Genomic DNA, 21744 nt, shown 5'->3' on the forward strand with positions numbered 1-21744 from the left:
CTACAAGGGTGACGGTTATGCCTTCTGCCTGTTCCGGCGATTTCCGATGATCATTCCGGACAGGACGAACAGTACGGCGACGAGGAACATGGCCGTACCGATGACATTGATCTGAACGGGTGTTCCGCGCTGCGCCGAACCCCAGACGAACATGGGGAACGTGACGGTCGAGCCGGCGTTGAAATTGGTGATGATGAAATCGTCGAAGGAGAGCGCGAAGGCGAGCAGCGCGCCCGCGGCGATTCCGGGGGCCGCGATGGGCAGGGTGACCCGCAGGAACGTCTGCGCCGGTCCGGCGTAGAGGTCCTGGGCGGCCTGTTCCAGCCTCGGGTCCATCGACATGACGCGGGCCTTGACGGCCGTGACGACGAAGCTGAGGCAGAACATGATGTGGGCGATCAGGATCGTCCAGAAGCCGAGCTGGGCGCCCATGTTGAGGAACAGGGTGAGCAGCGAGGCGGCCATGACGACCTCGGGCATCGCCATCGGCAGGAAGATCAGCGAGTTCACGGCGCCGCGTGCGCGGAAGCGGTAGCGGACGAGCGCGAAGGCGATCATCGTGCCGAGGACGGTGGCCCCGATCGTCGCCCAGACGGCGATCTGGAGGCTGAGCCCGAGCGAGCCGCACATGTCGGCGACGCCGCACGGGTCCTTCCAGGCGTCGGTGGAGAACTGCTGCCATTCGTAGTTGAAGCGCCCCTTCGGTTTGTTGAAGGAGAACACGGTGACGACGACGTTGGGCAGCAGCAGATAGGACAGCGTCAGCAGTCCCGCGATGACGACGAGATGGCGCTTGAGCCAGTTGACGAAGGGCATTTAGACCAGATCCTCCGTCCCGGACCGGCGGATGTAGACCGTGACCATGAGGAGAATCGCGGCCATGAGAATGAAGGAGAGCGCGGCGGCCGTCGGATAGTCCAGGATCCTCAGGAACTGGGTCTGGATGACGTTGCCGATCATGCGGGTGTCGGTCGAGCCGAGGAGTTCGGCGTTGACGTAGTCACCGGCCGCCGGGATGAAGGTGAGCAGCGTTCCGGAGACCACGCCCGGCATCGACAGCGGGAAGGTGACCTTGCGGAAGGTCGTCCAGGGCCTGGCGTACAGGTCGCCCGCGGCCTCGTGCAGCCGGCCGTCGATGCGCTCCAGCGAGGTGTAGAGCGGCAGGATCATGAACGGCAGGAAGTTGTACGTCAGACCGCACACCACGGCCAGGGGTGTGGCGAGGACGCGGTCGCCCGCGGTCCAGCCGAGCCAGTCCGTGACGCTCAGGATGTGCAACGAGTTCAGCGCGTGCACGACCGGACCGCTGTCCGCGAGGATCGTCTTCCAGGCCAGGGTGCGGATCAGGAAGCTGGTGAAGAAGGGCGCGATCACCAGGATCATGATCAGGTTGCGCCAGCGGCCCGCGCGGAAGGCGATCAGGTAGGCCAGCGGGTAGCCGAGCAGCAGGCACAGGACCGTGGCGGCGGCCGCGTAGGAGACCGAGCGCAGGAACTGCGGCCAGTACTCGGCGAGCGAGTCCCAGTAGGTCGCGAAGTGCCAGGTGACCTTGTAGCCCTCCTCCAGGGAGCCCGTCTGCACGGACGTGGAGGCCTGGTAGATCATCGGCAGCGCGAAGAAGACGACCAGCCAGAGCAGGCCGGGCAGCAGCAGCCAGTACGGGACCAGGCGGCCCCGCTTCTTCGGCGGCTTCTGCTCGGGCGCCGGCGCGAGGGGTGGCGCTTCGGCCTCGGTGACGGTGGCCATCAGGCGGCCTCCTCCTCGGCCGTGTCGACACCCGCGTCGATGTCCTGGGCCGCGTCGAGGCCGAAGGTGTGCGCCGGGCTCCAGTGCAGGACGACGTCCGCGCCGGGGACGAGCCGGGAGTCGCGCTCGATGTTCTGGGCGTAGACCTCGAACTCGGGGCAGACGGCGCTGTCGATGACGTACTGCGTGGACACACCGATGAAGCTGGAGTCGGCGATCTTGCCGGTGATCCGGTTGCGGCCGGCGGGTATCGCGCCCGCGTCGTCGGCGTGCGTGAGGGAGATCTTCTCCGGGCGGACGCCGACGAGCACCTTGCCGCCGGCCCCCGTCGGTGCGGAACATCGCGCCTGGGGCAGCACCAGCTTGCCGCCGCCCGCCTTGAGGACGATGTCCTCGCCGCTCCTGGTGTCCACCTCGGCCTCGATGAGGTTCGAGGTGCCGAGGAAGTTGGCGACGAACGTGGTCTGCGGGTTCTCGTACAGGTCGGCGGGCGAGCCGAGCTGTTCGACGCGGCCCGCGTTCATCACGGCGACCGTGTCGGCCATGGTCATGGCCTCCTCCTGGTCGTGCGTGACGTGGACGAAGGTGATGCCGACCTCGGTCTGGATCCGCTTGAGTTCGAGCTGCATCTGGCGGCGCAGCTTGAGGTCGAGGGCGCCGAGGGGCTCGTCCAGGAGCAGCACCTTGGGGTGGTTGATGAGCGCGCGGGCGACCGCGACGCGCTGCTGCTGGCCGCCGGAGAGCTGGTGGGGTTTCTTGCGTGCCTGCTCGCCGAGCTGGACGAGGTCGAGCATCTCCTCGACCTGCTTCTTGACGCTCTTGATCCCGCGCCGGCGCAGGCCGAAGGCGACGTTCTCGAAGATGTCCAGGTGCGGGAAGAGCGCGTACGACTGGAAGACGGTGTTCACCGGCCGCTTGTACGGCGGCAGGTTGGTCACCTCCTGGTCGCCGAGGTGCACGGTGCCGGAGGAAGGTTCCTCCAGACCGGCGATCATGCGCAGGGTGGTGGTCTTGCCGCAGCCCGAGGCACCGAGCAGGGCGAAGAAGGAGCCGTGCGGCACGGTCAGGTCGAGCGGTTGCACGGCGGTGAAGCCGTTGTCGTACGTCTTGCTGATTCCGGAGAGGCGGACGTCGCCGCTGTTTTCTGTCGTCATGATCGTCACGCCCCTGTGAGCTTCGCGAACTTCTCTTCGTAGGCGGTCTCTTCCTTCTGGCTCAGCGCGCGGAAGGAGTGGGACCTGGCCTGCATGGCCTTGTCGGGGACGATCAGCGGGTTGTTCGCCGCGTCCTGGTCGATCTTGGCAAGGTAGGGCTTCACGCCTTCGACCGGCGTCGCGTAGTTGATGTACGCGGCGAGCTCGGCGGCCTGCTGAGGCTCGTAGTAGAAGTCGATCAGCCGCTCGGCGTTCGTCTTGTGACGCGCCTTGTTGGGGACCAGCAGGTTGTCGGTCGACGTCATGTAGCCGCTGTCGGGGATGACGAAGTCGACGTCCGGGCTGTCGTTCTTGAGCTGGACGATGTCGCCGGCCCAGGCGACACAGGCCGCGATGTCGCCCTTGGTCAGGTCGGACGTGTAGTCGTTGCCCGTGAAGCGGCGTATCTGGCCCTTGTCGACGGCCTTCTGGAGCCGGGCGATCGCCGCGTCGAAGTCGTCGTCGGTGAACTTCGCCGGGTCCTTGCCCATGTCCAGCAGGGTCATGCCCATGGTGTCGCGCATCTCGGACAGGAACGAGACGCGGCCCTTGAGCTTCGGGTTGTCGAGGAGGTCGGAGACCGACTTCACCTCGATCCCGTCGAGGGCCTTCTTGTTGAAGGCGACGATGGTGGGAATGCCCTGCCACGGGTACGAGTAGGCGCGTCCCGGGTCCCAGTCGGGGTTGCGGAACTGCGGCGACAGGTTGGTGTAGGCGTGCGGCAGGTTGGACGGGTCGAGTTTCTGCACCCAGCCCAGGCGGATCACGCGCGCGGCCAGCCAGTCGGTGAGGACGATCAGGTCACGGCCGGTGGGCTGGCCCGCGGCGAGCTGCGGCTTGATCTTGGCGAAGAACTCGTTGTTGTCGTTGATGTCCTCGGTGTACTTGACCGAGATGCCCGTCCGCTTGCGGAAGGTCTCCAGCGTCGGGTGGTGCTTGCCGCTGTCGTCGAGGTCGATGTACTCGGTCCAGTTGGAGAAGTTGAGGGTCTTCTCCGTGGCCGAGTGGTCCTGGGCGGACGTGCCGCCCTGGGTCCTGCCCGCCGCGGGGATCCCGCAGGCGCTCAGCGCCCCGAGTCCGCCGACGGCCAGCGCGCCGCCCGCCGAGGCGCGCAGCAGTGAACGACGGGTGAGGGACGCCCTGCCGTTGCGGAAGCTGCGCCGCATGGCGGCCAGTTGCACCGGGGACAGGCGTTCGGGCTCGTACTGCTCCATGCTCTGGTGCCCTTTCGAGAGGGTCGCGGCCGTGGTCGCGGCCTGGTCTGCCACAGGGCCGTAGCCGGTGAACGGACTACGGCCGGTCCCCGAAGACCGTGCGGTGCCAGTCCTTCCTGGCGACCGCGGTGTTGTCGAACATGACGTGCTTGACCTGTGTGTACTCCTCGAAGGAGTAGGCGGACATGTCCTTGCCGAAGCCGGATGCCTTGTAACCGCCGTGCGGCATCTCGCTGATGATCGGAATGTGGTCGTTGACCCATACGCAGCCGGCCTGGATCTCGCGGGTCGCGCGGTTGGCCCGGTAGACGTCGCGGCTCCAGGCGGAGGCGGCCAGTCCGTAGGGGGTGTCGTTGGCCAGCGCGATGCCCTCGTCGTCGGTGTCGAACGGGAGCACCACGAGGACCGGGCCGAAGATCTCGGCCTGCACGATCTCGCTGTCCTGCCCGGCGTCGGCGACGAGCGTGGGCGCATAGTACGCGCCGCTCTTGAGGTCTCCCTGTGGAGCCTCACCGCCGGTCACCACGCGCGCGTAGCCGCGGGCCCGGTCGACGAATCCGGCGACGCGGTCGCGCTGGGTGTGCGAGATCAGCGGGCCGAGGTCGGTGCCGGGCGCGAACGGGTCGCCCACGCGGACGGTCGCCATCAGGGCGGCGGTGCGCTCGACGAACGCGTCGTAGAGCGGCCGCTGCACGTACGCGCGCGTGGCGGCCGTGCAGTCCTGGCCGGTGTTGATGAGCGACCCGGCGACCGCGCCGTTCACGGCGGCCTCCAGATCCGCGTCGTCGAAGACGAGGAAGGGGGCCTTGCCGCCGAGCTCCAGGTGGAGGCGCTTGACGGTCGAGGTGGCGATCTCGGCGACGCGCTTGCCGACGGCGGTCGACCCGGTGAAGGACGTCATGGCGATGTCGGGGTGGCCGACGAGGTGTTCGCCTGCCTCCTTGCCAAGACCCGTGACGATGTTGACGACACCGTCCGGGATGCCCGCGTGGGTGGCCGCCTCGGCGAACAGCAGGGAGGTGAGCGGGGTCAGCTCGGCGGGCTTCAGCACGATCGTGTTGCCGGCCGCGATGGCCGGGAGGATCTTCCACGCGGCCATCTGGAGCGGGTAGTTCCAGGGCGCGATGGAACCGACGACCCCGATGGGCTCGCGGCGTACGTACGAGGTGTGGTCGCCGGAGTACTCACCGGCCGACTGGCCCTGCAGATGCCGGGCTGCGCCCGCGAAGAACGCGGTGTTGTCGATGGTTCCCGGGACGTCGAACTCGCGGGTCAGCTTGAGGGGCTTTCCGCACTGCAGCGACTCGGCCTGCGCGAACTCCTCGGCCCGCTCGGCGAGCACGGCGGCGAACCGGTGCAGCGCGTCGGACCGCTCGCCCGGGGTGGTGGCCGCCCAGCCGGGGAAGGCCGCGCGGGCGGCGGCGACGGCCGCGTCCACGTCGGCGGTGCTCGCCAGCTCGTAGGTGTACACCTCCTCGCCGGTGGCGGGGTCCACGACCGCGTGCGTGCGACCGGAGGTGCCCTGGGTGAGACGGCCTCCGATGTACTGCGCGCCGTCCGCGAGGCGGTCCTGCGCCTGGAAGCGATGGCCCGGATTGTGCATGTCGCTCTCCTCCGCCGTCCTCCCCGTCGAGACGGGGGTCGGCGTAGCTCCAGCTCGATTTGAGTGCCGATCCTGGCAGAGCAAAGGGACTCCAACAAGTGATTCCGTTGTTGCCTTTTGGTTACGCGACGGAATCCTTTGACCAGGTGTCGAGTCCTCCCGGAAAAGGCGGGACGGTGTGTCAGTGGTGCGTGCCAAAGTGGCGTGCATGGGGATGATCGACACTCGGGACGCGCTGGTCAGTGCTGTCGCGTCCGGGACACCGGTGAAGTATCTGCATTTCTGGGGGCACCGCCCGAGGCCGGACGGCCAGGTGGGGACGAGCTGTCTCAGCCAGTGGTGGCCGTCACCCTTCGTGGTCGAAGGGATCGCATACGCTACGGCCGAGCACTGGATGATGGCGTCCAAGGCCCGCCTCTTCGGCGACGCCGAGGCCGAGCGGCAGGCGGTCGGCGCGGCGAGCCCCGCGCTCGCCAAGAAGGCCGGACGGCTGGTGCGCGGCTTCGACGAGACCGTCTGGCGGCGCGAGCGGTTCGGGATCGTCGTCGAGGGCAGCGTCCACAAGTTCTCCGCCGACCCCGGCCTGCGGGCGTTCCTGCTGGGCACGGGCGGGCGGGTGCTGGTCGAGGCGAGCCCCATGGACCGCATCTGGGGCATCGGGCTCTCCGCGAACGACGACGGCGCCTTCGACCCGCGCCGCTGGCGGGGTGAGAACCTGCTGGGCTTCGCCCTGATGGCGGCACGGGAGCGACTGCGCGCGGCGCCGACGCCCACGGAGGCGGGCGCCTAAGAACCGCGCCCGAGGGCGGTACCCCAGGGGCAGGGGCGGCGGTCACCGGAGGCCGGGGGCGGCTCCGGGGTGGCGATCACCGGATGCGGCAACGCCCCCACCGGCCAAAACTGTCCGTGTGACGGGCATGTACGCGAAGCAGAACCACGTCTCGTCCACCGCGCCCGGCGCGCCCCGCCAGTCCCTGGCGCTGGCGGCGATGCTGTTCGCGGTGGCGATGACCTTCATCGACCAGACGATCGTCTCCATCGCGGCGCCGGACATCGTCCGCGAACTGGGGCTCTCGGCGTCCGGCATGCAGTGGGTGGTCAACGCCTACCTGCTGTCGCTGGCGGCCTTCTTCGCCCTCGGCGGGCGGCTGGCCGACCTGCTCGGGCCGCGCCGGGTCGTGGTCGTCGGCACCCTCGTGTTCGTCGTCTCGTCGGTGCTGTGCGGCTGTGTGCCCAAGGGAGACTTCGCCCAGACGTGGCTGATCGTCTTCAGGGCGACCCAGGGCCTGGGAGCCGCCCTCCTGTTCCCCGCGGCACTGGCCGTGGTCGTGGCCGTGTTCCCGGTGGAGCGGCGCGGCCGGGCGCTGGCGCTCTTCTTCGGGCTGTCGGGAGCGCTGACGGCCATCGGACCGCTGCTGGGCGGCTGGCTCACGGCATGGACCTGGCGGGCGATCTTCTGGGTCAACGTGCCCGTCGCCGTGGTGGCGCTCGTCCTGACCGTGCTGGCGCACATCCCCGACCGGCGGCGCGACGAATCGCTGGACGTCGTCGGGGCCGTGCTCATCGCGGTGGGCATGGGAGTGAGCGTGCTCGGCTTCCAGCAGGCCGCGTACTGGGGCTGGGGCAGCGTGGCGACCTGGGCCTGCATCGTGGGCGGCCTCGTCGTCCTGGTCCTCTTCTGCCGCTACGAACGCGACCGGCGCCACCCGCTGGTCAATCTGGCGGTCTTCCGGGACAGGGCGTTCACCGTGGACTCCCTGGTGCTCTTCTTCGCCATGCTGGCGTTCGTCCCGGTCTTCTTCTTCGCCTCGGTGTACGCGCAGGTCTCCCTCAGCGCCTCGCCCAACCAGGCGGCGCTCTACCTGCTGTACTTCTTCGCCGGCTTCGCGATCGCCTCCCAGTGGGGCGGCCGCATGCTCGACCGGCAGGGACCGCGGCCGGCGCTGAAGATCGGCACCATCCTGGGCGCGGTCGGCTTCTACCTCTGGGCCGGCAAGCTGACCGACCTGTCCATGCACGACCAGTGGCCCTACGTCGCCCTCGCGGGAGCCGGGATCGGGTTCATCCTGGCGCCCGCCTCCACCGACGCCGTCAACCGGTCCATCGGGGCCTCCTACGGCGAGGTCACCGGCATCACCCAGACCGTCCGCAACTACGCGGCCAGTGTCGGGCTGGCGATCTTCGGGACGATCCTGACGCACAGGATGACGGACAACGTCGTCTCGACCCTCACCTCCCACGGTCTGTCGTCGGCCAGGGCCCACGACGTCGCCGACGACATCGCCCAGGCCGTCACGGGCAACGCCGACGCCCAGCAGCCCACCGGCACCGGCGCCGCCGCGTCGACCATGCGCGAGGTGATGTCGAACGTGCGGATGGACTTCGCCGAGGCCAACCAGTACGTCTTCTACGGCATGGCGATCGCGCTCGCCGTCGGCTTCTTCTGCGCCCTGCGCCACCCCGGGGGCCGCGGCGGGACGACGGAGGAGGAGCAGGAGGAACCCCCGCCGTCCGGCTGACCCCACCGCGTCATCGCCGGTGGGTCACCAGGGAAGCCGGTGTGTCACCAGGGAGGTGGAAAAGCCGTCGTCGCCACCCGTGTCGCTGCCGCCGTCGTCCGGTGCGTAGAGGATGACGAGGACGAACACGGCGACGGCGAGGAGCAGCCCGACGGCTCCGCAGATGACCCCGGCCAGCGCCTGCCCGGCGTTCGTGGCCTCGCCGCGACGCGCCTTGGCCCCGCCGACGAGCCCGAAGATCACGGCGAGGACGCCCAGCACGATCGCCAGCGGCCACACGATGAAGAGGACCGCCGCGATGATGCCCAGCACGAGGCCGGCGGTTCCTAGCCCGTTGCTCGGCATCGGCTGCCCCACGGGCCAGCCGTATCCGGGCGCGCCCGGGTAGGCCCCACCCGCGGGAAAGCCGGGGTACTGCGGGTAGCCGTAGCCGTACGGGAGGCCGGGGCCGCCGGGGGCGATCGGTGGCGGCGGGACGGGCTCGCCGGGTGAGGGCTGCGGGTAGGGGGTGCGGACCGCCGGTGGTGCGAAGGGGTTGTCCCAGGGACCGCCGGGGTTCCCGGGTCCGGACGGGGCCGGCGCGCCGGGCAGCGAGGTGATCGTCGGAAGCCCGTACGCCGGTGGGGGCGTGGCACTCCCCCGTACGGTCCTGGAGGGCGAGGCCATCTCCTCGGGCGGGGCCCAGGGGTCGAGTTCGGCTCGCGGGCCGGGGTCGGGCTTCCCGAGCGAGACCCGGGTGTCGGGTGCGGCGAAGGGGCCGCCGCCCTGCGCGGGCACCGAGGCCGCGGGCGCGGCACCGAAGGCCCCGCCCGTCGAGGGCGCCGCGTGCCCCGGTCCCTCGTCAAAGGCCCTGTCCACCCACAGCGCGGCCTCCTCGGCGCCGGAGCCGGCTCCACCGCCCGAGCCGCCGGCCGGACCCTCGTCCCTGCCGGGGTCCGACTGAGGTGCCGCCCGACCGGGGCCGGCGGCGGGTGCCGTGTGCTCAGGGCCGGCCGCGGACGCCGCGTGGTCCCGGTCGGCGTGGTCCCGGTCGGCCGCGGGTATCGCTCGGTCCGGACCTGCCGCCGACGCGCGATCCGCGCCCGGTGCCGCGTCCTCGGCGGGACCGGGCTCGGTGCCCGCACCGGACGCTCCACGCCCCTCGGGTGACCCGTGCCGGTCCGGCGTCGGGTTCGACCCGCCCGGTGGAGCCCACGTACCCGCCTCGCGTGGGGCTGTCGGCCTCTGGGCGTCGTCGGACATGGTCGAGTCCCCTCTCTCGTACGTTCCGTCATGCTACGGCCCGTGCCGCGGCGGCGGATCTCCCTCGTGCGACGGCCCGCTCGCCCCGCGTGGGGCCCACGGGCCCGGACGGCGGTGGCCGCCTACGATGATCCCGAACCGTCGATCAGCCGATCACCCGCGTCCGGACCCACACGGCCCAGGGACGCCGTTCCGGGGAGGAACCCGTTGACCGAGCACATCACCGCACGCGACGACGCCCGCGACCTGCACACCTTCATCGCGGGGCTGCCCAAGGCCGAACTGCACGTCCACCACGTCGGCTCCGCCTCCCCGCGCATCGTGTCCGAACTCGCCGCCCGCCACCCCGACTCCAGGGTGCCCACCGATCCCGAGGCGCTGGCGGACTACTTCACGTTCACGGACTTCGCGCACTTCATCGAGGTGTACCTGTCCGTCGTCGACCTCATCCGCACCCCCGAGGACGTGCGGCTGCTGACGTACGAGGTCGCCCGCGACATGGCCCGTCAGCAGGTGCGCTACGCCGAACTGACGATCACTCCGTGGTCGTCCACCCGGCGCGGAATCGACGAACGCGCCTTCATGGACGCGATCGAGGACGCCCGCAAGGCCGCCGAGGCCGATCTCGGTGTCGTGCTGCGCTGGTGCTTCGACATCCCGGGCGAGGCCGGTCTCGAGGCCGCCGAGGAGACCGTGCGGCTCGCGACCGACGACCGGCTGCGGCCGGAGGGGCTCGTCTCCTTCGGACTCGGCGGCCCCGAGATCGGCGTGCCCAGGCCCCAGTTCAAGCCCTACTTCGACCGTGCCCGCGCGGCCGGACTGCGGTCGGTGCCGCACGCCGGTGAGACGACGGGCCCGGAGACGGTCTGGGACGCGCTGAACGTCCTCGGCGCCGAGCGCATCGGCCACGGCACGAGTTCCGCCCGGGACCCCCGGCTGCTCGCCCACCTCGCCGAGCACGGCATCGCGCTGGAGGTGTGCCCGACCTCGAACATCGCCACCCGCGCCGTGCGCACCCTCGACGAACACCCCGTCAAGGAGTTCGTGGCGGCCGGGGTGACGGTCACCGTCAACTCCGACGACCCGCCGATGTTCGGCACCGACCTCAACACGGAGTACGCGGTCACCGCCCGCCTCCTGGGTCTCGACGAGCCGGGCATCGCGGAGCTCGCCAGGAACGCGGTGCACGCCTCGTTCCTCGGCGAGGCGGAGAAGGCTGCACTCGCCGCGGAGATCGACACGTACACCGCGGCCTGGCTCGCGCTCTGACCCGGTCACAATGGCCCCATGCGCACCGTGACCGCCGTCGCCCACCGCGGCGACCCCTATCGCGTCCGTGAGAACACGATCGACTCACTGGCTTCCGCGCTCCGACAGGGCGCGGACGCCGTCGAGATCGACGTACGCCTGACGCGCGACCGTGTACCCGTCCTGCTGCACGACGCGACGCTCAAGCGTCTGTGGGGACACGACCGGCCGCTGAGCTCGCTCTCCGGCGACGAGGTGCGCGGGCTCACCGAGGGCGGTGTGCCGACGCTGGCGGACGCCCTCGAAGCGACCGGGGACAGCAGGGTCATGGTCGATCTGCCGGGAGCGGTGGACGCGCGGGTCGCGCGCGAGATCGTGGACGTGGTGCGGGCGTGCGGGGCCGGCGAGCGGGTGTACTACTGCGCGTCGGCCCCCGCCATGCTCGCGGTGCGGGCCGCCGACGCGTCCGCGGAGATCGCGCTGACCTGGACGACCGTGGCCCCGCCGCGCCCGGGCCTGCTCGACGTCGTACGCCCGCGCTGGCTCAACTACCGCTTCCCCCTGGCGAGTCGCGAGCTCGTGGCCCGGGTCCACCGCGACGGCCACCTGGTCTCCGTATGGACGCCGGACACCCGGCGCTCCATGCGCCGCCTGCTCGACGCGGGGGTCGACTCGATCACGACCAACCGGATCGACACGCTGACCGCCCTGCGCCGGGACTGAGACGAGGTCAGCCGGCGGGCGCCGGCACGGGCACCGGTCCGGCGCCGAGGGCTTCCAGGCGCTTGATCTTCTTCCGTACGACGTACAGCGGGATCACCCCGAAGATCCCGAAGGACATGTCGACGACCGTCCACCAGAAGGGAATTCCGCGGATCGGTCCGCAGATCAGGGCGAGCGGGACGATGCCGGCACAGGCGATCATCCCGAACTCGACGACCCAGATGTTGCGGACCGGATCGCGGTACGGGCCGTAGAACGCGACCGCGATGACGAGATGCGCGAACGCCAGCCAGTCCGTTCCGTAGAGCAGGAAGGGGTATTGGGCGTCGGCGGTGTCGAGGCCGCGGCTCACGCGTTCGATCCAGTCCATCAGGACGGGCAGGTGTTCCGGCACGGACAGGGTCCGCAGCAGGCCCTCGGTCCAGTGCAGCTCGTGCACCAGCGGGAAGGCCGTGGCGCCACTGAGCACCAGGCTGACGACGAAGAAGGCAAGCCAAACGCGAATGCCCCGGAGCAGGGCGGCTCTGTCGCTCATACCGGGAGCGTACGCCCCGACTTGAACGTGTTCAAAACCGCCCCGGTCCGGGGCTCCGGTGACTCAGGCGCCGCTCTCCCGCAGCATGTCCTCGCGCTCCACCAGCTTCACGCGCTCACGGCCCTGCGGTTCGCCCAGCGCCTTCTCGGCGGCGTCGAGCCGGTACCAGCCCTCCCACGTGGTGAAGCGGACGTCCCGCTCGCCGAGGAAGGCGTCGACGGCCTCCGGGTCGGGCGAAGTGGGCGTGAGCAGAAGGCCGTTCGCGTGGTCGTCGAGCAGGCTCGCGACCGTCTCGTTGGCGTCGCCCTTCGTGTGACCGATCAGACCGATGGGACCGCGCCGGATCCAGCCGGTGACGTAGGTGGAGGACAGGTGCTCGCCCGACTCCTCCAGCACCCGGCCGGCCGCGTCCGGAACGGTGCCCGAGTCGACGTCCCAGGGCAGCTTGGGCAGGCTGTCGGAGAGGTAGCCCACCGCGCGGTAGACCGCGCTGACGTCCCAGTCCTTGAACTCGCCGGTGCCCTTGACGTTCCCGGTGCCGTCGAGGGCCGTGCGCTCCGTGCGCAGGCCGACGACCTCGCCGTTCTCGCCGAGGATCTCGGTGGGCGACTCGAAGAAGTGCAGGAACAGCTTGTGCGGGCGGTCGCCGGTGTCGCGGATCGCCCAGTTCTCCAGGGTCTTGGCGACCATGTCGGCCTGCTTGTTGCCGCGCCGGGTGGCGATCGAGCCCTCGTCGTAGTCGATGTCCTCGGGGTCGACGATGACCTCGATGTTCGGCGAGTGGTCCAGCTCGCGCAGCTCCATCGGGCTGAACTTCGCCTGCGCGGGGCCCCGGCGGCCGAAGACGTGGACCTCCAGCGCCTTGTTGGCCTTGAGCCCGTCGTACACGTTCGGCGGGATCTCGGTGGGCAGCAGCTCGTCCGCGGTCTTGGCCAGGATGCGGGCCACGTCGAGCGCGACGTTGCCGACACCGAGGACGGCGACCTTCTCGGCCTCCAGCGGCCAGGTGCGCGGGACGTCCGGGTGACCGTCGTACCAGGAGACGAAGTCCGCCGCGCCGTACGAGCCGTCGAGGTCGATGCCGGGGATGTCGAGGGCACGGTCGGCCGTCGCGCCGGTGGAGAAGATCACCGCGTCGTAGAAGGCGCGCAGATCGTCGAGGTTGATGTCGCGCGGGTAGTCGACGTTGCCGAAGAGGCGGATCTGCGGCTTGTCGAGCACTTGGTGCAGGGCGGTGATGATGCCCTTGATCCGGGGATGATCGGGGGCGACGCCGTAACGGATGAGACCGAACGGGGCCGGCATCCGCTCGAACAGGTCGATGGAGACACCGGGCTCGGCGGCCACTGCGGATTTCAGCAGCGCGTCGGCGGCGTAGATTCCGGCGGGGCCGGCTCCGACAATGGCTACCCGCAGAGGGCGAGGCATGATCAGATTCCCTTCGAGCAGGGGCAGGGGACTCGTCGGGAAGCCTAAACTGAGGCAAACCTAAGTCAGTAGGCGGGTCCGGGCTATGACCTCATAAGGCCGACTTATGGCTCCTGAAGGACCGCTTTATGGGTGGCGGCGTCCTCTGCCGCCGGCCCCCCTGAGCAGTCACCTCTGGTCCGCCCTGGACGGCGTGGGAACGGCCCCGGTGCGGGCGGCGGACGGGCGGGCGGTCGCGGGGGCGGAAGCGGACGCCCGCGTGGCCGACGGAGTGCGGGTGAGCGTCGGAACGGCGGTCGTACGGGCCGTGGGCACGGTAGCGGGCGCCGACGTCCGGCGCGAGGGACCGCTCCCGCGGGGACGGGGGACGGCGCTCTCGGGCGAGACCGACGGAGTGGGCTCGGGCGACGGGCCGCTCGCGGGCGGCGGGGCCATCGGGACCACCGGGGACACGGGCGCCTCGGGCGCGGCCGACCGGAGCGGCAGCACCACGAGCGCGCCGAGCGCGCACGCCACGGCCGCCCCGGCGGCGGCGCGCAGCAGCCGGCGCCGGGCCGCGCCCCGGCGGATCGCCTCGTAGCGGCCGGGCGGTGGCGAGAGGTACTCGGACGGGGGCCGCATGATGACGGCGAGCGGGTCGTCGGGGCCGAAGTCCGGACCGTCGTCAGAGTGTGTGATCAAGACTTCTCCTCAGATGGGCGCGGAGCGTTTCGCGGGCCGCGTGGAGATCGGCCTTGATCGTTCCTTCCTTGCGCCCGGTCAGCGCGGCCACCTCCCGGATCGGCATGTCAGCGTAGTAGTGCAGCAGGATCGGGACGCGCAGCCGTTCGGGCAGCGACTGCACGAGCAGGCGCACGGAGGGATCGGCCTGTTCGTTCGGCGGGCCGACGGCGGCCTCGGCGGTGGCCCGGTGCACGGCCCTGCGCTCCCGCTCCAGCTTGCGCCAGTGGTCCCGGACGAGGTTGGCGGCCGTGACGTAGAGGAATCCCCGCGGCTCGGCCACGGAGGTCCAGCGGGACCACAGCCGGGTGAACGCCTCCGAGGCGATCTCGTGGGCCGTGCCGTCGTCGTCGACGAGACGGCGGCACCAGCCGGCGAGGCGCGGGTAGAGGGCGGCGAACAGCTCGGAAGCCGCCTTCTCACGGGACCCTTTCAACATTCTCCATGGTCGTGACGGTGCCGGGAGCGGACGATCCCGGGCCGCGGGGGGTACGGTCCTGCGGCCCAGGATCCCGGACTGCCGGCCGGGGGTCAGGGGCTCGCGGACGTCAGCTCCGCGAACACGATCACGTTGTCGCGGTAGCCGCTTCCGGAGCGGGGACCTCCGCAGGTGATGAGCCGCAGCTCCGGGCGGTCCACGTCGCCGTAGACCGCGTCCGACGGGAAGTCGGCCTTGGCGACGGTACGGACGTCGTCGACGGTGAACCCGGCCGACCCTCCGTTCTCCAGGCGCACGACGATCCGGTCGCCGTGGCGCAGGCGCGCGAGGTGACGGAAGACGCCGTCGCCGTACGGGCCGACCGTCACATGACCGAGGATCACCGAGGGACCCTTCTGGCCCGGCGTCGGCGAGTACCGGTACCAGCCGGCCCGGTCGTGTGCCGTGACCGGCGGCACCTGCACGCCGCCGTCCGGTGCCAGCCCGAGCCGCGTCAGCGGGGTGTCGACGCCGATGGCCGGTATCCGCAGCCCGACCGGCGCCGAACGTGCCATCGCACGCACGGGCTTCGCGGCGGACGGCGAGGCCGTGGAGCCGCCACCGGCCGGCGCGGTCGCGGGTGTGCCGCCGGGCTTCGGCTGCGCGGACGAAGTGGCCGGACGGCCGCCGCACCCCACGAGCAGCGCGGCCGCCGCCGTGGCGACGAACGCGCGCCTGGAGAAGGAGGTCATGCCCCGGTCGCCCGCCGACGGCGTACGGCGAAGACGCCCGCGCCCACGGCGAACACGGCGGCGGCGCCCCCGCCGACCAGCCCGGCCGCCGGGCCGGAGGACGGCGTCGCGGTCGGGGCCACACCGGTGTCGGGCGCTCCGTTCGGCCGGACGGAGACCTGCCGCGAGGCCGGCGCCCGCGTCGGCGCGGCGCTGGGCACGGCGGAGGGTGCCCGGGTCGCGGTGGGGCTCGCCGGGGCGGGGGCCGTGGTGGGGCTCGCGGAGGCCGGGGCCGCGCTGACGCTCGGTCGGGTCGAGGGGCGCGGGGACGCCCCGTCGGCGAACGCGGGCACCGTGCCCACCAGCACGGCGGTGCACGCGAGTGCCGTGGCACTGAAGACGGTTCGGCGCATGGATCGCTCTCTTTCGTCGGTCCGCCCGCCGGTGGAGCGGCGGGCCGGTTACGGATCGAGCGGAGAGACGAGCGGGCGGTGGACGGGGTTGTAAAGAGCGGGCAAAGACGCTGAGGGGAGGGCCGGTTCGCCTTCGGCCGGGGCGACCCGCTCGCGTTCGGTGCTGACCTCGGCCGGGGCGACCCACGCCTGTTCCCACGCCAACTTCGGTCAGGGCGACCCGCTCGCGTTCGGTGCCAACCTCGCCCGGCGCGCTCGGCGTTGGTGTGAGGGTTGGGGCGGGCGAGGTCTGGTTCGGCCTGGAAAGAGGGCAGTTGTACGGCCGGGCCGAGCCCTGTAATGCCCGAGTAACGGCGTCTGCCTAGCGTCCGTGCTCCCCCTACCGTTCCCGGAGGAGCACCCCCGATGCACCTGCCCCAACCGCCCCGGCGCAGAGGCGCCGTCTGGGTGGCGGCCGCGTTCACCGCGACCGCCCTGCTGACCGCGTCGACCCCCGCACTCGCCGCCGGCGCCGCCCCGTCGTCGGCCGAGGTCGACTCCGCGCTCACCGCCGCCGTGGCCAAGGGCGGTGACGCGACGTTCTTCGTCGTCCTGAAAAACCAGGCCGACCTGTCCGGCGCCAAGAAGCAGAAGACGCACGCCGCCAAGGCCAGGGCCGCCTTCAAGGAGCTGCGCGCGAACGCCGCGGACAGCCAGACCTCCCTCAAGTCCTTCCTGGACAAGAAGAAGATCGGTCACCAGGACTACTGGATCGCCAACGCGATCCAGGTCACCGGTGGCCAGGACCTCGTGAACGAACTGGCGAAGCGTCCGGACGTCGCGTCGATCGTCAAGGAGCAGCACTACAAGCTCGACGACATCGAGACCGCCGACAACAAGATCACCACGTCGCGCACGGACTCCTCCGCGAACGGAGACGACACCCCCGAGTGGGGCGTCGCCGACATCAACGCCGACGACGTGTGGAACCAGTACGACGACCGCGGCGAGGGCATCGTCATCGCGAACGTCGACTCGGGCGTGCAGTACAACCACCCCGATCTGGTCGCCCAGTACCGGGGCAACAACGGCGACGGCTCCTTCACGCACGACTACAACTGGTACGACCCGACCGGCCAGTGCGGCACCAGCGGCGTCCCCTGCGACAACAACGGCCACGGCACCCACACGATGGGCACGATGGTCGGCAAGCACGGCATCGGTGTCGCGCCGAACGCCAAGTGGATAGCCGCCAAGGGCTGCGAGTCCTCCTCCTGTTCGGACGAGTCGCTGCTGGCGGCCGGCCAGTGGATCCTCGCGCCGACCGACCACAACGGCCAGAACCCGCGCCCGGACCTCGCGCCGAACATCGTCAACAACTCCTGGGGCGGCGGCGACACGACGTTCTACCAGGACATCGTCGAGGCCTGGAACGCCGCCGGCATCTTCGAGGCGTTCGCGGCCGGCAACGACGGTGACGGCAAGACCTGTTCCACCGCGCACGCCCCCGGCTCGCAGGCCCCGTCCTACGGCGTCGGCGCCTACGACTCCACCGGCACCATCGCCTCCTTCTCCGGCTTCGGCCCCTCGCTCGTCGACGGCTCGATGAAGCCGAACATCTCGGCTCCGGGTGTCAAGGTCGAGTCCACGTGGCCCGGTTCGTCCTACACCACCGAATCCGGTACGTCGATGGCGACCCCGCACGTCGCGGGCGCGGTCGCGCTGCTCTGGTCGGCGGCCCCGTCGCTGATCGGCAAGATCGACGAGACCCGTGCGCTGCTGAACCAGGGCGCGCGCGACGTCGACGACACCCACTGCGGCGGCACCGCCGACATGAACAACGTGTGGGGCGAGGGCAAGCTCGACATCCTCGCCTCCGTGGACAAGGCCCCGCACACCGCGGCCATCGTCACCGGCAAGGTCACCGACAAGGCGACCGGCGCGGCCCTCGCCAACATCACCGTCAAGGCCACCGGCACGGGCGGCGACGTCCGCACGGTCACCACCGCCGCCGACGGCTCGTACAAGCTCCCCCTGCCGGCCGGCACGTACTCCTTCGCCTTCAGCGGCTACGGCTACGCGAACGGCTCGGCCACCGGCGTCACGGTCGCCGAGAACCAGGCCCTCACCCAGGACATCGCGCTGACCGCGGTGGCCTCGCACAAGGTCGGCGGCACGGTGCTCGACGTCACCGGAAAGGCGCTCGCGGGTGCCACGGTCGAGGTGACCGGTTCCCCGGTCGCCTCCGTCACCACCGACGCCAAGGGCAAGTACTCCTTCGCGAAGGTCGCCGAGGGCAGCTACGGACTGACGGTCAAGCCCGCGGCCCCGGTCCTGTGCAACGGCGTCTACACCGGTACCGCCACCGTCACCGCGGCCGACCTGACCAAGGACGTCCAGGTTCCGGCCCGCACCGACAACTCCGGAAACAGTTGCGCCCCGGCCGCCTACTCCTGGATCGCCGGCACCAAGAAGGTCTCCCTGACCGGTGACGAGGACTCCGCGACGGTCTCCCTGCCCTTCCCGGCGAAGCTGTACGGCGTCTCGTACTCCTCCGCCTCCGTCACGACCGACGGCCTGGTGAACTTCCTGTCCTCGCGCGTCGGCGACTACTCCAACACCGCGCTGCCGACGACCGGCGCGAACGGCGTCAAGGGCATCGTCGCCCCGCTGTGGGACGACCTGACCCTCGACAAGAAGTCGTCGGTGCAGACCGCCACCACCGGCACCACGGGCAGCCGCAGGTTCGCCATCGTCTGGAACAACGCCGCCTACGCCAACGGCACTTCGGGCCGCTCCACCTTCGAGGTCGTCTTCGACGAGGCGACCGGCGCGGTGACGGTCCAGTACCAGTCGGTCGCGGACAAGGGCGCGGGTGCCACCGTCGGCATCGCGAACCAGTCCGGCACCGACGCCCTCCAGTACTCCTTCAACCAGTCCGTGATCGCCGACGGCACCGCCGTCCGCATCGCGCAGGGAGCCAAGTGATGAGAGCCCCCCAGTCCCGGCGGGCCCTGCGGCTCGCCTCCGCCCTGGTCGCGGCGGGCCTGTGCCTGAGCGTGAGCCCGCAGGCCCTGGCGGCCGACGACAGCGGCACGGCCATGAAGCTGACCAGTGCCGAGGCCGAGACCCTGGCCGCCCACGTCGCCCTCGACCCGAACGCCGGTGCCGGCGACACCGCCGCGGTCAGCCCGAAGTCCCCCGACTCCCCGAAGCCCGCCGACGACGGCACCGGAACGGACACCGGCTCCGGCTCCGGCACGGACACCGGCAGTGGCAGCGGCTCGCAACTGGACGGCGCCTCCACGGACGCCGACGCGAGCGCCAAGGTCACCCTGACCGCCGGGGCCACGCTGGAAGGCGTGCGCGGCATGGGCGCGACCGTGCCCGTCGGCAGGAACGGCGACTACTTCACCTTCAACAGCATGGGCTACGTGCAGCGGCACGCGGCCGACGGCAGTGAGGTGTGGGCCCGCACCAGCAGTTCGTTCTTCCCGGAGTGGCAGGTCAAGCCGACGCAGCCGTGGCGGATCGAGCCGTACCCGGCGCAGATCCTCATGGGCTACAACGCCGTCTCGCCGTTCTCCGCCAACTCGGACAACGGCTACTCGACCGGCGACCTGACCGGCGACGGCGTGCCGGACGTGGTCTTCTCGGCGCAGGTCGGCACCACGCCGTACCCGCGTCCGTTCACCTCTCCGGGCTCGTCGCTGACCACGGGCACCTTCGTCACCATCCTCGACGGCAAGACCGGCAAGACCATGTGGTCGAAGCTGTACAACCGCGCGTCCATGGTCAAGATCGTCGATGGCACCCTGCTGGTGGCCGACGCGCCGCGGATGAGCGGCGACTCCAAGGTCCCGGCCGCCGCCACGATGACCCTGACGGGCATCCGCTTCTCGTCCGCGGACGGCGTGCTGACGCCGGCGACGACCTGGACGTACGACACCGGCGAGGCCCGCAGGGGCAACTGGGGCGACATCCAGGACCTGGGCAAGGGCAAGGTCGTCGTCTCCTGGAACCTGGCCAAGGCCACGGGCGTCGACGCGCGCGGCCGCACCCTCGTGCTCGACACCGCGGACGGCTCGGTCACCTGGCAGACCGACAGCATGCTCTACAGCCGTCAGCTCCGCGTGGACGCGGGCCGCAAGCGGATCGTCGCGCTCGACCAGCAGGACTCCACCGACGCCGTGCGCTACGAGGTCGCCTCCTACGACCTGAAGACCGGTCACCGCGCCACGCTGGAGACCCGGGACAACGTCCTGCCCACCGCGCTGACGGTCGGTGACCTCACCGCGAAGGACGGCGACGAGTACGCGGTCGCCGAGTCCTCGCTCGACGAGGACTACTACGTCAACGCCAGCACGGTGCGTGTGCTCGACGGCACCGACCCCGACAAGCTCCTGTGGTCGAGCACGGTCAAGCGCGACGCCGGCAACGCCAAGGACGCGGCGAGCGTCTGGCGCCTCGCGGTGGCCGACGGCAAGCTGGTCACCTCCGCCCAGGACGACCGCGAGATCAACGGCGCGGGCAACCCCGGCGGCGGCCGGTACGCGTCCCTGACCGTCTACAACGCCAAAGGTGTGGTCGGCTGGCAGAGCAGGGGCGTCGCGGCCGCGCCGATGTACCAGGACGTGTTCAGCGACGCCGCGGGCACGCACGTGCGGATCGTCGACCAGGCGGAGAACATCCGCACGTTCAAGCTCGCGAGCGGCAAGGCCGAGGACGTGACGCCGCTGATGGGCGACATCGCGTACGCCAAGGCCGCCGACCTGAACAAGGACGGCAGGAACGACGTCGTCATGGCGGGCCAGTCCGACGGTGTGTGGGCCTACTCGGGCCCGTCGCTGGTGAGCGGCAAGCCCGAGAAGCTGTGGCAGGCCACCGTGCCCGGCGCGGTGCACGACATCGAGACCGGTGACGTCAACGGCGACGGCAGGCCGGAGATCGTGGTCGCGGCCGACACCGCCGTGGTCGTCCTCAACGGGAGGACCGGCAAGACCCTCGCGACCATCGAGGGCGGCGCGGGCCAGTACGTCCGCTCCGCGAAGCTGGCCGACCTGGACGGGGACGGCGAACTGGACATCCTCGTCCCGACCGACGCCCTGCGCGCCTACTACGGCGACGGCCACGCGCTGTGGACGTACAGCGCGCCCAAGAGCGCCGGCGACGTCCGCTTCACCGACCCGTCGGTGAACGACGGCCAGGTGTACGCGGCCTACGCCAGCCTCGACGCGTACGACCTGGACAGCCCGGTGACCGACGCCGTCGCGCTCAACGCCAAGAACGGCAAGGTCCGCTGGGACCTCGCGCCGAAGGCCCCGGCCGACGCGGTGGGCCCCGTCCGCACCGCCACCCCGAACGACGGCATCCTCGCTTCCGAGGAGATCCCGTACGCGGACGGGCACGCGGTCGTCTACCAGTGGAACGTCACCGCCCCGATCAACATCGACGGCGCCGAATCCCTCAACCCGCGCAACTACTTCGAGATCCGCGACGGCCGCACCGGCGCGGTGCTGCACTCCGGCTACGACGGCGGCCTGTGGACGCACTTCAGCTACTGGGCCGAGGACGGCGCACTGTACGAGGGCGGCACCGCCGCCTTCCGCCGGTACGAGGCCGACGGCAAGGACAGCAAGGCCGGGACCGTCGCCCAGTCGTACGGCGGCGGCTTCATGACGGGACCCGGCGGGCGCAAGCTGCTGGTCGCCGGTGCCGACGGCGGGCTCGATCTGTGGGACCCGAGCATCTTCGACAGCCCCGACACCTGGTCCAACAGTGTCGGCGGCGTCACCCTGATGGGCGCGCGCAACTATCTCGCCGCCGACCTGGACGGCGACGGGGTCGACGAGGCGCTGTCGCTCGCGGGTGACGACAACGGTTTCGACCGGACGGCCGAGGAGTTCGGCGGCCGCTACTACATCCCGAACAACGCCATCCACCAAGTAGCCACGTACAAGCTCTCCTGACCGGCTCCACACCGGTCCGACCGGAACCCCCTGGGCCTCGCCCAGGGGGTTCTCGGCCTGCTC

General features: G+C 70.8%; 17 protein-coding genes and 1 pseudogene. 6 read left to right on the forward strand and 12 right to left on the reverse strand.

Annotated features, from left to right (window positions below):
• Positions 1-15 precede the first annotated feature (15 nt).
• From ACZ4TO_RS34990 to ACZ4TO_RS35010, 5 genes are all read right to left on the reverse strand, one after another.
• Positions 16-816, reverse strand: coding sequence for an ABC transporter permease (locus tag ACZ4TO_RS34990; protein WP_361683034.1), 801 nt, complete (start codon positions 814-816; stop codon positions 16-18).
• Complete coding sequence (locus ACZ4TO_RS34995; protein ID WP_382790611.1) at positions 817-1746, reverse strand: ABC transporter permease; 930 nt, start codon at positions 1744-1746, stop codon at positions 817-819. It abuts the gene before it with no gap.
• Complete coding sequence (locus ACZ4TO_RS35000) at positions 1746-2900, reverse strand: ABC transporter ATP-binding protein (RefSeq protein WP_468026309.1); 1155 nt, start codon at positions 2898-2900, stop codon at positions 1746-1748. The genes ACZ4TO_RS34995 and ACZ4TO_RS35000 overlap by 1 nt, the downstream gene beginning before the upstream one ends.
• A 5-nt stretch (positions 2901-2905) precedes the next feature.
• Positions 2906-4153: a polyamine ABC transporter substrate-binding protein gene (locus tag ACZ4TO_RS35005; protein ID WP_382790617.1), complete on the reverse strand. Its 1248-nt coding sequence runs from the start codon at positions 4151-4153 to the stop codon at positions 2906-2908.
• A 76-nt stretch (positions 4154-4229) separates the two neighbouring features.
• Entirely contained in the window at positions 4230-5756 is a 1527-nt protein-coding gene (locus ACZ4TO_RS35010) for a gamma-aminobutyraldehyde dehydrogenase (RefSeq protein ID WP_468026310.1), read from the reverse strand.
• A 208-nt stretch (positions 5757-5964) separates the two neighbouring features.
• Between ACZ4TO_RS35010 and ACZ4TO_RS35015 the strand changes: the two genes are divergently transcribed.
• Together ACZ4TO_RS35015 and ACZ4TO_RS35020 are read left to right on the forward strand one after the other, a co-directional pair.
• A complete protein-coding gene (locus ACZ4TO_RS35015) occupies positions 5965-6546 on the forward strand; it encodes an NADAR family protein (RefSeq protein WP_468026311.1) in 582 nt (193 codons plus the stop codon).
• Positions 6547-6673: 127 nt separating this feature from the next.
• Positions 6674-8275 carry an MFS transporter gene (locus ACZ4TO_RS35020; RefSeq protein WP_468026423.1) on the forward strand — a complete coding sequence of 534 codons (1602 nt, stop codon included), beginning with the start codon at positions 6674-6676 and terminating at the stop codon, positions 8273-8275.
• 24 nt (positions 8276-8299) lie between these two features.
• Here the strand turns inward: ACZ4TO_RS35020 and ACZ4TO_RS35025 are convergent, their stop codons facing one another.
• The gene (locus tag ACZ4TO_RS35025) at positions 8300-9133 is read right to left on the reverse strand and encodes a DUF4190 domain-containing protein (RefSeq protein WP_468026312.1); all 834 of its coding nucleotides are present in this window, start codon (positions 9131-9133) and stop codon (positions 8300-8302) included.
• Between the two features lie 498 nt (positions 9134-9631).
• Here ACZ4TO_RS35025 and ACZ4TO_RS35030 point away from each other — a divergent pair.
• Together ACZ4TO_RS35030 and ACZ4TO_RS35035 are read left to right on the forward strand one after the other, a co-directional pair.
• Positions 9632-10786 (forward strand): annotated as a pseudogene (locus tag ACZ4TO_RS35030) (adenosine deaminase).
• Between the two features lie 18 nt (positions 10787-10804).
• Positions 10805-11488, forward strand: coding sequence for a glycerophosphodiester phosphodiesterase (locus ACZ4TO_RS35035; RefSeq protein WP_468026313.1), 684 nt, complete (start codon positions 10805-10807; stop codon positions 11486-11488).
• A gap of 7 nt (positions 11489-11495) precedes the next feature.
• Here the strand turns inward: ACZ4TO_RS35035 and ACZ4TO_RS35040 are convergent, their stop codons facing one another.
• The 6 genes from ACZ4TO_RS35040 to ACZ4TO_RS35065 form a co-directional block, all read right to left on the reverse strand.
• A complete protein-coding gene (locus ACZ4TO_RS35040) occupies positions 11496-12023 on the reverse strand; it encodes a hypothetical protein (protein ID WP_468026314.1) in 528 nt (175 codons plus the stop codon).
• A 63-nt stretch (positions 12024-12086) separates the two neighbouring features.
• Positions 12087-13451 (reverse strand): FAD-dependent oxidoreductase, encoded by a 1365-nt coding sequence (locus ACZ4TO_RS35045; RefSeq protein WP_468026315.1) that lies wholly within the window; start codon positions 13449-13451, stop codon positions 12087-12089.
• Between the two features lie 168 nt (positions 13452-13619).
• Positions 13620-14132 carry a hypothetical protein gene (locus ACZ4TO_RS35050; protein ID WP_468026316.1) on the reverse strand — a complete coding sequence of 171 codons (513 nt, stop codon included), beginning with the start codon at positions 14130-14132 and terminating at the stop codon, positions 13620-13622.
• Positions 14116-14607 (reverse strand): RNA polymerase sigma factor, encoded by a 492-nt coding sequence (locus tag ACZ4TO_RS35055; RefSeq protein ID WP_382791272.1) that lies wholly within the window; start codon positions 14605-14607, stop codon positions 14116-14118. Before ACZ4TO_RS35055 ends, ACZ4TO_RS35050 begins: the two co-directional genes overlap by 17 nt.
• A 95-nt stretch (positions 14608-14702) precedes the next feature.
• On the reverse strand, positions 14703-15341 hold the full coding sequence (locus tag ACZ4TO_RS35060; RefSeq protein ID WP_468026317.1) for a class F sortase: 639 nt from the start codon (positions 15339-15341) through the stop codon (positions 14703-14705).
• Positions 15338-15733, reverse strand: a complete 396-nt coding sequence (locus ACZ4TO_RS35065) for a sortase-dependent protein (protein ID WP_365485978.1) — start codon at positions 15731-15733, stop codon at positions 15338-15340. Before ACZ4TO_RS35065 ends, ACZ4TO_RS35060 begins: the two co-directional genes overlap by 4 nt.
• Before the next feature lie 405 nt (positions 15734-16138).
• Here ACZ4TO_RS35065 and ACZ4TO_RS35070 point away from each other — a divergent pair, with 405 nt between their 5' ends.
• Both ACZ4TO_RS35070 and ACZ4TO_RS35075 read left to right on the forward strand, forming a co-directional pair.
• Positions 16139-18700: a S8 family serine peptidase gene (locus ACZ4TO_RS35070; protein WP_468026318.1), complete on the forward strand. Its 2562-nt coding sequence runs from the start codon at positions 16139-16141 to the stop codon at positions 18698-18700.
• Positions 18700-21681, forward strand: a complete 2982-nt coding sequence (locus tag ACZ4TO_RS35075; RefSeq protein WP_468026319.1) for an FG-GAP repeat domain-containing protein — start codon at positions 18700-18702, stop codon at positions 21679-21681. The genes ACZ4TO_RS35070 and ACZ4TO_RS35075 overlap by 1 nt, the downstream gene beginning before the upstream one ends.
• The last annotated feature ends 63 nt before the right edge of the window (positions 21682-21744 follow it).

This window comes from Streptomyces sp. NPDC028298 (assembly GCF_055565895.1).